The sequence below is a fragment of the Lysobacter sp. GX 14042 genome, assembly GCF_021390425.1.
Lineage (GTDB): Bacteria > Pseudomonadota > Gammaproteobacteria > Xanthomonadales > Xanthomonadaceae > Novilysobacter.
The window spans coordinates 1-11,632 of the sequence record NZ_JAJUWY010000011.1 but is presented as its reverse complement, the minus strand read 5'-3'; the positions used below and the strand labels follow the sequence as shown (position 1 = coordinate 11,632).

The window sequence follows — 11,632 nt, the reverse complement described above, 5'->3', positions numbered from 1 at the left end:
CCGCGGTCCCCATATACTCGGGGCCCGAGTCTACGGGGTTTGCGCCATGACGGATGCGCACCTGTTCGCAATTGGCGTGGTGCTGGCCTGGCTCGCCGGCGTGCGCGCCTACCTGACGGTGTTCGGCGTCGGCCTGGCCGGGTACTTCGGCTGGCTGGACCTGCCACAGGCGCTGGAGGCCACCACCTCGCCCTGGGTGCTCGGCCTGTGCGGCCTGCTGGCGGCAGTGGAATTCTTCGCCGACAAGATCCCGGGCGTGGACTCCGCCTGGGACCTGTTCAACACCCTGGCCCGGGTCCCGGCGGGCGCCTTCCTGGCGGCGGCCACGCTGTCGCCCGACGGCGAGCTGGGCGGCGGGGCGATGCTGACCGGCGCCGTGGTGGCACTGGGCAGCCACGTGCTGAAAGCCGGTTCACGGGCGGTGATCAACACCTCGCCCGAACCGCTCAGCAACTGGACCGCCTCGGTCGGCGAGGACGTGGCCGTGGTCGGCGGCCTGGCCCTGGTGTTCGCCCATCCGTGGGTCGCCCTGTCGCTGGCCGCGCTGGTCACCCTGGCGATAGCCGCCCTGCTGTGGTGCCTGTGGCGCCTGGTGTTCCGCCGCAAGCCCGGCCTCAATCCCTGATCTGCTGCGCCAGGTAATTCGGCTCTCCGATCCGGGCGATCAGCTCCAGCTGGGTCTCGATCCAGTCGATGTGCTCCTCCTCCGACTCGAGGATGTCGGAGAACAGGTCGCGGCTGACGTAGTCACTGACGCTCTCGCAATAGGCGATCGCCTCGCGCAGCAGCGGCACCGCGTCCATCTCGAGCGCCAGGTCGCACTCCATGATCTCGCGCGGTCCCTCGCCGATGCGCAGCTTGCCCAGTGCCTGGAAGTTCGGCAGCCCCTCCAGGAACAGGATCCGATCGGCAAGCTGGTCGGCGTGCTTCATCTCGTCGATCGACTCGTGGTACTCGTGCTCGGCGAGTTCCTTCAGGCCCCAGTTCTTCAGCATCTTGGCGTGCAGGAAGTACTGGTTGATGGCGGTCAGCTCGTTGTAGAGCGCCTTGTTGAGATAGCCGATGACCTTGGGATCGCCCTTCATGACCGTGCTCCGTCGCAGTGGAATTGCCCCACTCTAGCGACGTTCGCAAAGCAATGACGGAACGCGAATCGGGTGCATCCGCATGGGCGGGCAGCGCCGGTCCGGCGGACCAGGCAGCGGCGGGACCGGTGTGGATCAGGCCGCCCGGTCGAGCAGGACCAGCGGCAGTTCGATGGCCGCGCGGGCCTCGGCCAGCACCTGCGTGGCGGACTCGACGCAGCTGCCGCAGCAGGCGCCCGCCCCGGTGCGCATGGTCAGCCCGGCCAGGTTGGTGCAGCCGGCCTCGGCGGCGGCGCGGATGTCATGGTCGGTTACGGCGTTGCAGATGCAGACGTACACGGCAGAAGGCACTGGCGCAGCCCGGATCGCTGCCGGGCCATTCCACTACCAATGCGAATGATTGTCAATTAACCACGGGCAACGCGCTGGAAACCGCCTCCGCCTGCGCGTGCCCTGGGCCGGTCACGGCCGATACCCGGCAGGTCCGGACGCGGCGGCGGGACCGCGCCATCGCCGGCCACCTGCCGCGCGAACGGGGCCAGGTGCCGCAGCGCGCGCGCGTAGACCCCGCGCTTGAACATCACCACGTGCTCCACCGGGTACCAGAAGTCCACCCAGCGCCAGTGGTCGAACTCGGGGGTGTCGGTCAGGTCCAGGCGCACGTCGCCCTCGCAACCGGTCAGCCGCAACAGGAACCACACCTGCTTCTGGCCGATGCACACCAGCCGTTCGTGCCGGCGGATCGACCGCTCCGGCAGCCGGTAACGCAACCAGCCCGGCGTCGCCCCGAGCACCTCAACGTGCCGCGGCAGCAGCCCGGTCTCCTCGTGCAATTCGCGGTACATCGCCTCGACCGGCGTCTCGTCGGTGTTCATCCCGCCCTGCGGGAACTGCCACCCGTCACGCCGCACCCGCCGCGCCCAGAACAGGCGCCCGTCGCCGTGCATCAGCACGATGCCCACGTTGGGCCGAAAGCCGTCCGGATCGATCACGACGCGAACTCCCGAAGCGTCACCTGCGATCGACTCTGCCACGGGGCCCCGTGGGCAGCAAGGCAAGACCCGCCGGGTCAGCCGGCATTGCAACTGGCAATTGACAGCCGGGGCCGGGAGGCGGAAAATTGCCGGTTCCCATGGCTATGTAGCTCAGCCGGTTAGAGCACAGCACTCATAATGCTGGGGTCGGTGGTTCGAGTCCACCCATAGCCACCATCCACGGGAACCCACGCAAGCCCGCGATTTTCGCGGGTTTTTTTGTGTCCGGCGTGGTGGTCCGGCGTCAGTCTTCCGCGCGTGGGGGCGGTATCCCCTTCAGCCAGTACGCAGAGGAGCGCCCTCCCGTATCGGCGCGCTCCAGGACCCCCGCTTCCACCAGCGCGCGCAGGTCGCGCAGGGCGGTGTCGGATGAGGTACGCGTCAGCGCCGCCCACTTGCGGTTGGTCACCGGCTGCTCGAATTCGTCGAGAACCTTGTTGAGCGCCTTTACCTGGCGTCCGGTCAACGGTACATCCGCCACGCGCTGCCAGAACAGGACCTTGGCCAGGACCCGGTCGAGCTCCGCGTCGGATCGTCGCACCGCGCGCAGAAGGCAACGCAGGAACCACGACAGCCACGCAGTGACGTCCAGGCCGCCGCGCTGGGTCCGCTCCAGGATGTCGTAGTACGCGTTGCGCTCGGCTTGGATCTGCGCGGACAGGCTGTAGTAGCGATAGGGTTCGCCATCCGCGCGGGACAGCATCAGGTCACCGACGGCGCGTGCGACGCGGCCGTTCCCGTCATCGACAGGATGCAGGGTGACGAACCAGAGGTGCGCCAGGCCGGCCCTCAGGATTCCGGGCGTGCCCGAAGGCGCCTCCACCCACTCCAGGAATTTCGCGACTTCCCCGTCGAGCACCGCGGCGGGCGGCGCTTCAAAGTGCACCCGCTGCCTGCCGATGGGCCCGGACACCACCTGCGTGGGGCCGTCGCCGTCATCGCGCCATTGCCCCACGCGTATTTCAGACAGGCCGCTCCGACCGGTGGGGAACAGCGCCGCCTGCCACGCCTGCAACCGCTTGGCCGTCAGTGGCGCGCCGGCGTTGCGCGTGGCATCGAGGGTCATCTCCACCACGCCGTCCGCGTGCCGGTCCATGCGCGCCGCTCCGCCCATGTCCACGCCCAGGCGGCGGGCGAGAGAAGAGCGCACCGCCTCCACGTCCAGGCGCTCGCCTTCGATCGCGCTGGATTCGATGACGTCGTGCATCAGTCCGGCCAGGGCGGCCCGGTCACGGTCGGCGTCATGCAGCACTCCGACCCGCCCATGCAACCTGCCGATGGCCTGGGCCACCGTTTCGAGCGGCAGCGCCAGCGCCGCCGCGTCGAAGGTCAGCTCGGGCCAGCCGCTCTGCTGCCAGATCCAAGGGCTTCCGGTGCTCATGCGGCGAATATGCCACACATTCACCGCACAGCATGCGGCGAATGTACCGTTTATTCACGTGGTCCACCAACGCCCAAATCGTTCGGCGGCATACTGCCCGGAGGGGAAAGCTGGAGCGGCGCCGGGCATGAAGGAAAACCACCTCGAAGACGCCTGTCTGGACTGGCTGGCCAGCGTGGGCTGGACGGTCATGGAAGGTGAGGCGGTCGCACCCGGTGGTGAGCTCCAGGCGCGCGAGCGCTGGTCCGAAGTCGTATTGGCTCCCCGGCTGCAAGAGGCCGCCACGCGCCTCAACCCGGCACTGTCGGCAGCCGAAGTCGACGCCGTGGTCGCCAAGGTCGCCGGCTACGGCCACCAGTCCCTGGTCGACGGCAATCGCGAGGTCTACGACTGGCTGCGAAACGGCGTGCCCCTTGAGCGCACCGCAAGCGATGGCCGACGGGAGGTCCTGCGGGTCCCGGTGATCGACTTCAGCGGCGACAACGACCTGCTGGCCGTCCGCCAGTTCACCGTGCAGGGCGCGAAGCTGCGGCGGCCCGACATCGTGCTGTTCGTCAACGGCCTGCCGCTGGTAGTGATCGAGCTGAAGAACCCGGCCGATCTCAATGCCGACCATGTGGCCGCCTGGAACCAGATCCAGAACTACAAGGCCGAAATCCCGCAGCTGTTCTGGTTCAACCTGCTCAACGTGGTCTCCGATGGCACGGTCGCGCGCTACGGCTCGCTGAGCGCGGACCTGTCGCGCTACTCGCGCTGGCGGCTGCTGGATGGAAAGAAGGTCGGCAAGGAGCAGCTGGCGCTGGAAGTACTGATGCGCGGCCTGCTCAAGCCCGCGACGCTGCTGGATTTTTTCCGCGGCTTCGTCGCCTACGGCGGGGCCGACGGCGGCACCAGCTTCAAGATCATCGCCCAGTGGCACCAGTACCACGGGGTGAAGAAGGCGGTGGAGCGTGCGGTAGAGGCGCTCACCCAGCGCAAGGACGGCAAGGGCGGGGTGATCTGGTTCACCCAGGGCTCGGGCAAGTCGCTGCTGGCGCTGTTCTACGTGATGGCGCTGCGCGACCGGCCGGAGTTCCGCAACCCGACCGTGGTGATGGTCACCGACCGCAACGACCTCGACGGCCAGCTCTACGAGACCTTCGCCGACAGCGCTTGGTCGCTGCGCGCCACGCCGGTGCAGGCCGACAGCCGCGAGGACCTGCGCCGGATGCTGTCCGAGGTTCAGGCCGGCGGCGTGTTCTTCACCACCATCAACAAGTTCGCGCCCGAGCCGGGCCAGACTTCGGTGCCGGTGCTGTGCAAGCGTGACAACGTGGTGGTGATCGCCGACGAGGCGCACCGCACCCAGTACGGCTTCCGCGCCGACATGGATACCAAGACCGGCCAGACCAAATACGGCCTGGCCAAGTACATGCGCGACGCACTGCCCAAGGCCATCTACCTGGGCATGACCGGCACCCCGGTGAGCCTGGACGACCGCGATACCGAAGCGGTCTTCGGCAGCTACGTCGACGTCTACGACATGATCGCCGCCCAGGAAGACGAGGCGGTGGTGCCGGTCAGCTACGAGTCCCGGATCATCGAGCTGCGCTTCAACGAGGCCGAGAAGCAGGCGCTGATGGACGAGTTCCTTGACGCTACAGTCGACGAGGACGAGGCCGAGCAGGACCGCACCGCCAGCCGCCATACCCGGCTGGAAGCGCTGGCCATGGCCGATGGCCGGATGACAACCCTGGCCGAAGACCTGGTGCAGCACTGGGAGGCGCGCAAGCAATCGGTGGCCGGCAAGGCGATGATCGTGGCCGTCTCGCGCGAGGCCGCGGTGCGCCTGTACAACGAGATCGTCAAGCTGCGCCCGGACTGGCACTCGGACGACATCAACAGCGGCCGGATCAAGGTGGTGATGACCGGCAGCTCGGCCGACCCGCCGCACTTCCAGCCGCACCGCACCGACAAGGCCGACCGCAAGCTGCTGGAGAAGCGCTTCAAGCAGTCACCTGACGAGCTGAAGCCGAACGAGGTGCCGCTGGAGCTGGTGATCGTGCGCGACATGTGGCTGACCGGCTTCGACGCCCCGCCCGTGCACACCCTGTACGTGGACAAGCCCATGCAGGGCCACGGCCTGATGCAGGCGATCGCCCGCACCAACCGCATCTGGAAGGGCAAGCCCGGCGGCTTGGTGGTGGACTACATCGGCATCGGCGAGGAGCTGAAGAAGGCCATCCGCCAGTACACCAGCGACAGCGGCGCGGAGCGCGAGCCGGTGGATACCTCCGGCGCCGCGCTGGGCATTCTGCTCGATACGCTCGACGTCATCCGCAAGGAATTCTTCGCAGGTTTCGACTACAGCGGATTCGAGGATCCGAAACGGGCCTTGGCGCTGCTGGCGCCGGCGATGGAGCACATCCTCAAGCTTGATCCAGAATCCGACGACAAGGGCCGAAACCGCGGCGTGCGGGCCTACCTGGACCAGGTCGCCAAGCTCACCCGGGCGCAGGCCCTGGCCGGCACCCGGGCTGAGGCCATGGCAGTGCGCGAGGAGATCGCCTTCTTCCAGGCGGTACGGGTGAGCCTGATCAAGCTGACCCGCTCGGCCGGCGGCATGTCGCGGCTGGAGAAAGAGGCCGCGCTGCGCCAGCTGGTGGCCAAGGGCGTGCTGGTCGAAGGCGTCAACGACCTCTACAGCACGCTGGGGCTGGAGAAGCCGGACATCAGCCTGCTGGACGAGCGGTTCCTGGCCCAGATCCGGGAAATGCCGACGAAGAACCTGGCCGCCGAGCTGCTGGAACGGCTGTTGGCCGACCAGATCCGCTCACGTGGCCAGAAGAACGCGCTGCAGGGCAAGGAGTTCGCTACCCGGCTGGAAGAAGCGATCAACCGCTACCAGAACCGCGGCCTGACCACGGTGGAGGTCATCGAGGAGTTGATCCGCCTGGCCAGGGAGATCAACGAAGCACGCCCGCCCGACGGCATGAGCGAGGAGGAGTTCGCCTTCTACCAGGCGCTGGCGGAGAACGAATCCGCCGTGCGCGAACTCGGCCACCCCACCCTGCGCGCGCTGGCCCAGGAGCTGACGGACAAGCTGCGCAACTCGGCGACGATCAACTGGCAGAACCGGAAGGACTCACGGGCGAAGATGGTGGCGATGGTCAAGGTGCTGCTCGCGACGCACAAATACCCACCGGACAAGCATCCGGAGGCGATTGAGAAGGTGATTGCGCAGGCGGAATTGTTGGCGGATTCGTGGACAGAATGAGGCTGCTTTCGACCCAAAGCCGACGTCCGATTAGCTGCGCAAGGTGAGTCTGGGTTTGGGTTCGCAGCCCGCATCCTCGACCCATCGATGGACGATCCTTGCGTACTGCCTCGTCGACAGGTGAGGTGAGTCAGTGACCAGGCTGGTGAAAAGGAAGTCCGAGGGGCTCAGGTCGGCCTTCTGGATCCAAGCCTGGACGGCTTCACGTGTCATCGCGGTGATTTCGAACTGGACCGGTCGCCCCGTTTTCTGTTGCATCACCATGGCGCGGGATGCTATCTGGCTGCCATGGGAGACATCGGATACCCGGAGCTTCATCAGATCGCAGGCGCGCAGCTTTGAGTCAATCGCAAGGTTGAACAGGGCGAGGTCGCGGATCTTGTGGCCGAGTTGAAGCCTGATCCGGATAGCCCAGATGTCTTTCAGCTTGCCTTCTGGCCGATCAGCTTTCCCTTGTTCCGGGGCTCGTGGTTCTGAGATGTGTGAGGGCTTACCATGACCAACTCCTGTTGAAGGGGGTGGTCAGGGTTCGCCTATGTTTGAAAGATGGACGTGATGCGACCCACTGCAAACATTCGATGTCGGATTCGGGTGCTTCTAGGGTGCGGCTTTAACTGCTGGTATTGGAGTCCCTGCAAGCTGTGGCGTACCCTGCATTGATCCTGGAGTGGAAGCTCTGGAGCATGAACTAGGGGACGTATGCAGATTCGACATCTCAAAGTTTCGAATTTTCGAGGCATCGCAACCCTCGACTGGATTCCAGATTCGCCGTTTTGCTGCCTGATCGGTGCGGGAGACTCTGGCAAGTCTACGTTGCTTGACGCGGCCGAGGCGGCGCTCTCGTCGCGCTGGTTCTCCTTCACTGAATCCGACTTCCTGGGCTGTGATACCTCCCATTCCATCGTCATCGAAGCCACGGTCGGCGAGCTGTCCAAGGCACTCAAGTCCGACGAGCGACTAGGGCTATACATCCGCGGATGGACGACTTCCGGAGACCTGCGCGACGAGCCCGAAGAAGATGACGAATCGGTGCTGACTGTTCGTCTCACAGTCGACGCCACGATGGAGCCGGCGTGGGAGCTGGTGTGCGACCGTATCGAGGGTTCGCGTGTGCTGTCCAATCGCGACCGGGCATTGTTCGGGCTGGTGCGGCTCGCTGGCGATGACGCCCGGCACCTGGCTTGGGGCCAAGGTTCGGTGTTGTCCAGGCTCACTGGCGACAACAAAGAGGCGGCATCCCGCTTGGCGGAGGCCTACCGCGCCGCCCGCGCGAGCGCTAATTTGGGCGACATCGAATCCTTGGCCGACACGGCGGAGATGGCCGAGCAGTTCGCTAAGGGCTTGGGTGCCTACGTCGAGGGCGCTTACGAGCCTGGGTTGGAGTTAGGGCGCTCCGGCTTGTCTTCAGGTTCCATCGCTCTGCACGACAGCGGTGTCCCGCTGCGCTTGGCAGGGCTGGGCACGCGCCGCCTCACTACTCTGGCGATCCAGAAATCCGCGATTGCCGAGGGCGCGATCGTGCTTATTGATGAGATCGAGCACGGGCTCGAACCCCATCGGATCATCGGAGCTATCGCTCAACTGAAGGCCGATCAGGTCAAGTCCCTGGAGGCACGTAAGCCCGCTGGGCAGATCCTCATGACTACGCACTCAGACGTGGCTTTGGGCGAAGCCGGTACGGACAGCTTGCGAGTGGTCCAGGTTTCACGGCCGGAGCGGCGTACGGCCGTCACGCGCCCTAGCGCGCCAGAAACCATCCGACCGCTCATGCGCTTCACACCGAGAGCGCTGTTTGCACGACGCATCCTGGTGACAGAGGGGAACACCGAGCTGGGTCTTCTTCTTGGGCTGCGCGAGAACTGGCCAGCGCGCCGAGGCAATCGTCCCATCGAGCAGCTGGGCGCAGCAATCGCCGACGGCAATGGTGAACAGGCGTGTTCGATGGCGCTCGCTCTAGCGGGCTTGGGCTACGCTACCGCCGTTTATCGCGATTCAGACACTGCTCTGGCACCTGCCGTTCTCACCGACTTGGCGGCGGCAGGGGTCCCCATTTTTGAGTATGGCGGTGGCCTGAACACTGAGCAGGCGATCTTCTCGGCGTCAACCGACCCGATGGTCCAAGAGTTACTGACCTACGCGCGGGAAGTGCGTGGCGATGATGCCGTCAACAACAACCTCAGCATCAAGATCTCCGACGTAGACATCGCGACAATTCGAGGCGACTTCGACGTTTGGGAGTTCTTTTCGGCAATGGACGGTGTGCAGCTCCGAGAAGCCATCGCCGAAGTTGCAGCACGCAAGAAGTGGTTCAAGGATCAACGCATAGCCCGAGGCCTTGCTCCTTTGGTTTGGCGCATTGCCACTGGAAACGACGCTTCCCCCTTGGCTACAGCACTCGCCCAAGTCGAGGCTTGGATGTATGCCTGATGCCGTCGATCTGTTCGCGCTGGGCAACGCCGCCGTGGTTGCTCCCGCTGGTCATGGCAAGACAGAGATCATCGCCAAAGTCGCCACAATGGGGCGTCGCGCTCTGATCCTGACCCACACGCATGCAGGGGTGCACGCAATCCGCGCCCGATTGAAGCGGCTGGGAATAACGCACAGCAGGGTTGCCGTCGATACTATCGCCGGCTGGTGCACGCGCTATGCCCATGCCTTCCCTGGAGTGGCTCAGCCATCCGACGGCATGCCCCAGACCGGAGAACAATGGAATCAGCTCTATCGCGGCGCGACATGGGCCCTCGGGGTCAATGCGGTCCGCGAAGTCGTCGCAGCCTCCTACGACCGAATCCTGATCGACGAGTATCAAGATTGCCACGGCTTGCAGCACCAGCTCGCGATCGAGCTCTCGGGCATCGTTCCGACCTTGATCTTCGGCGACCCCATGCAGGGAATCTTTGAGTTCGCCGGCGCAACTCTGAGTTGGGATCACGAGATTCATCCAAGCTTCCCTCTTGCAGGCACACTTGAAACGCCCCATCGCTGGGCAGGCAAGAACCCGGAGCTTGGGCATTGGATCGCGGAGACTCGTGAGAAGCTCATGCGAGGCCACGCCATCGACCTGTCCGACCCACGAATTATCTATCGCGAGTCCGACAATGCCTTTGACATGGCCACATTGTTCGACGGCATCGACGGAAAGGAAGGCAGCTTTGCCGCCATCCATTGCCACAAGACGATCTGCTACCGGCTGGCAAGAGCGGCTAATGGCGGCTACCAAGCCATCGAAGAAGTCGCCGCCAACCGGCTTCGCGACTTCGCATCCGCATGGGACCGAGCGACCGATTGCACAGGACGGTTGCAAGCGTTCACCAGGCTCATCGATGACTGCTTCCACAAGAAGCCTGCGGTAGAAGGAGAGCCGATCGATTCCGAAGACGACGCTGTCCAGCAAGCGATGCGAGACCTTGTACCAGGCCTTGGGGAAGGCGACGGCGCGGGTGCACTCGCACAGCTGTTCATACTTTCGCGTAGACGCTCGCGGTGGAAGCTGTTTCGAAACGAGCTATGGCGGGACGCCGAGCGCGCGACCGTAGATCTCGCGGCAGGACGTGCGGCCACTATGGCGGTGGCGGCCCTCAGTGTTCGACAGCGGGTCAGCAACTCGGGCAGGAAGCTCCCCAAGCGCACAGTTTCGACCCCACTACTGCTGAAAGGTCTGGAGTTCGATCATGTCGTCATCCCCGACGCAGCCCATTTCGCCAACGAGCGTCAAGCCCAGGCGAAGCTCTTTTACGTTGCAATTTCTCGGGCCACTCAGTCGTTGACCATTTCATCGTCAGAACGAATCATCCGGCTCCCTGTGCCAACTCATTGAAAGAACCATGAGTCACCATAACTGAGTGTCCGCTTCTGGCCGAAAGCAGCCTTTGAGCGGATACGGCGCGCCCTTCACGCGGACACGTCGTCAACTACGCCCTCGATTTCGGGGAGGCGGAGCTGGCCGGAGATCAAGCGGGGGAGAAGGGTGTCGCGGGCTTCTTCCAGGCAGAGTCTGTGCCGCTCGTTCTCCATAATGCGTGCTATGAGCGCACCCACAATGCACTCGAAAGCCTCGAGTAGTTCGGGAGGCGGAACACGGACGGGGAGCGGGCGGAACGCCTTCTTGCTGATCTCCATGAATGTGGAGCCGTTCGCGCTCTGCTCGATCAGTTCCATGTTGGCCTGGCACCAGAACAGCAGGAACGTTGGGGATAACTGACCGCCGGGTGGCATGGCAATGAACCCCTGATTCACCGCGACAGGCATCGCCGCGATGGCGAGATATCCGATCGGCGCCCGCGACGACATGAGCAAGGTGCCTGCTGGCAACAGGCCGCTACTAATCTTCGCGATGCCTGCGTCGGTCAGCTTGCGCCCGGTATCCATCAGCACAGGGCTGCCAAGCCCAGACAAATCCTTTGGCGTGGCCCAATGATGAACGCCTCCGTTCCAGAACGCGTCATTCTTTGTGCTGGGCGTTGCGCCACCAAGGCAGTCCACCAGCTTTCCGATCTCATCGATCTGCCAACCTTTCGGAGTTGGGCCGAGCTCGGAATCTTCAAACTCGCTGGGAAACAGCGCGGCGGTGGCGGCGTCCATGTCTTCGGGCTGGCGACCATCGGCTTTAGCGCGGACGGGGTCGAAGTCCATGAACCAGGAATTGAACAGGGATTGGGCGATGGCTTCGAGGGTGGCGTTGGTTTGACGCAAATTGTCGATGCGGTCATCGATCGACGCCAGCATTTCTACCACGTGCTGCTGGGTACCAAGGTCCGGAAGCACGATTGCCTCGGCGTCCAGAAATCGCTCGAACTGAAAGTTACTGATTCCGGTCGATTGGTTCTCGTATGCGGCGGCTCGACCAGATTGATACATATCCTGGAGCCAATAATAA

At 64.5% G+C, this 11,632-nt stretch carries 10 protein-coding genes and 1 tRNA gene; 5 read left to right on the top strand and 6 right to left on the bottom strand.

Annotated elements, in window-relative coordinates:
• Positions 1 to 46 precede the first annotated feature (46 nt).
• A complete protein-coding gene (locus LY625_RS12220) occupies positions 47 to 625 on the top strand; it encodes a DUF4126 domain-containing protein (RefSeq protein WP_233740587.1) in 579 nt (192 codons plus the stop codon).
• Here the strand turns inward: LY625_RS12220 and bfr are convergent.
• From bfr to LY625_RS12205, 3 genes are all read right to left on the bottom strand, one after another.
• Positions 615 to 1,085 (bottom strand): bacterioferritin, encoded by a 471-nt coding sequence (gene bfr, locus LY625_RS12215; RefSeq protein WP_233740586.1) that lies wholly within the window; start codon positions 1,083 to 1,085, stop codon positions 615 to 617. The two genes, LY625_RS12220 and bfr, sit on opposite strands and share 11 nt — an antisense overlap.
• Positions 1,086 to 1,220: 135 nt before the next feature.
• Positions 1,221 to 1,424 (bottom strand): (2Fe-2S)-binding protein, encoded by a 204-nt coding sequence (locus LY625_RS12210; protein ID WP_233740631.1) that lies wholly within the window; start codon positions 1,422 to 1,424, stop codon positions 1,221 to 1,223.
• A 68-nt stretch (positions 1,425 to 1,492) separates the two neighbouring features.
• Positions 1,493 to 2,077 (bottom strand): RNA pyrophosphohydrolase, encoded by a 585-nt coding sequence (locus LY625_RS12205; protein ID WP_233740585.1) that lies wholly within the window; start codon positions 2,075 to 2,077, stop codon positions 1,493 to 1,495.
• A gap of 142 nt (positions 2,078 to 2,219) precedes the next feature.
• On the opposite strand from LY625_RS12205, the gene LY625_RS12200 reads away from it, so the two are divergent.
• Positions 2,220 to 2,296 (top strand) — tRNA-Met (locus tag LY625_RS12200).
• Positions 2,297 to 2,363: 67 nt separating this feature from the next.
• On the opposite strand, the gene LY625_RS12195 is transcribed toward LY625_RS12200, so the two are convergent.
• Complete coding sequence (locus LY625_RS12195) at positions 2,364 to 3,500, bottom strand: Fic family protein (protein ID WP_233740584.1); 1,137 nt, start codon at positions 3,498 to 3,500, stop codon at positions 2,364 to 2,366.
• 127 nt (positions 3,501 to 3,627) lie between these two features.
• Between LY625_RS12195 and LY625_RS12190 the strand changes: the two genes are divergently transcribed.
• Complete coding sequence (locus tag LY625_RS12190) at positions 3,628 to 6,756, top strand: type I restriction endonuclease subunit R (protein ID WP_233740583.1); 3,129 nt, start codon at positions 3,628 to 3,630, stop codon at positions 6,754 to 6,756.
• 30 nt (positions 6,757 to 6,786) lie between these two features.
• On the opposite strand, the gene LY625_RS12185 is transcribed toward LY625_RS12190, so the two are convergent.
• Complete coding sequence (locus LY625_RS12185; protein WP_233740630.1) at positions 6,787 to 7,092, bottom strand: tyrosine-type recombinase/integrase; 306 nt, start codon at positions 7,090 to 7,092, stop codon at positions 6,787 to 6,789.
• 363 nt (positions 7,093 to 7,455) lie between these two features.
• Here LY625_RS12185 and LY625_RS12180 point away from each other — a divergent pair, with 363 nt between their 5' ends.
• Both LY625_RS12180 and LY625_RS12175 read left to right on the top strand, forming a co-directional pair.
• Complete coding sequence (locus LY625_RS12180) at positions 7,456 to 9,183, top strand: ATP-binding protein (RefSeq protein ID WP_233740582.1); 1,728 nt, start codon at positions 7,456 to 7,458, stop codon at positions 9,181 to 9,183.
• Positions 9,176 to 10,573: a UvrD-helicase domain-containing protein gene (locus tag LY625_RS12175; protein ID WP_233740581.1), complete on the top strand. Its 1,398-nt coding sequence runs from the start codon at positions 9,176 to 9,178 to the stop codon at positions 10,571 to 10,573. Before LY625_RS12180 ends, LY625_RS12175 begins: the two co-directional genes overlap by 8 nt.
• Before the next feature lie 74 nt (positions 10,574 to 10,647).
• On the opposite strand, the gene LY625_RS12170 is transcribed toward LY625_RS12175, so the two are convergent.
• On the bottom strand, positions 10,648 to 11,632 hold a 985-nt coding region (locus tag LY625_RS12170), incomplete at its 5' end, for a restriction endonuclease subunit S (protein WP_233740580.1).

Coding starts and splice junctions, on each gene's coding strand:
- LY625_RS12220 (WP_233740587.1), top strand. CDS start 47: ATGACGGATGCGCACCTGTTCGCAATTGGCGTGGTGCTGGCCTGGCTC.
- LY625_RS12195 (WP_233740584.1), bottom strand. CDS start 3,500: ATGAGCACCGGAAGCCCTTGGATCTGGCAGCAGAGCGGCTGGCCCGAG.
- LY625_RS12190 (WP_233740583.1), top strand. CDS start 3,628: ATGAAGGAAAACCACCTCGAAGACGCCTGTCTGGACTGGCTGGCCAGC.
- bfr (WP_233740586.1), bottom strand. CDS start 1,085: ATGAAGGGCGATCCCAAGGTCATCGGCTATCTCAACAAGGCGCTCTAC.
- LY625_RS12175 (WP_233740581.1), top strand. CDS start 9,176: ATGCCTGATGCCGTCGATCTGTTCGCGCTGGGCAACGCCGCCGTGGTT.
- LY625_RS12180 (WP_233740582.1), top strand. CDS start 7,456: ATGCAGATTCGACATCTCAAAGTTTCGAATTTTCGAGGCATCGCAACC.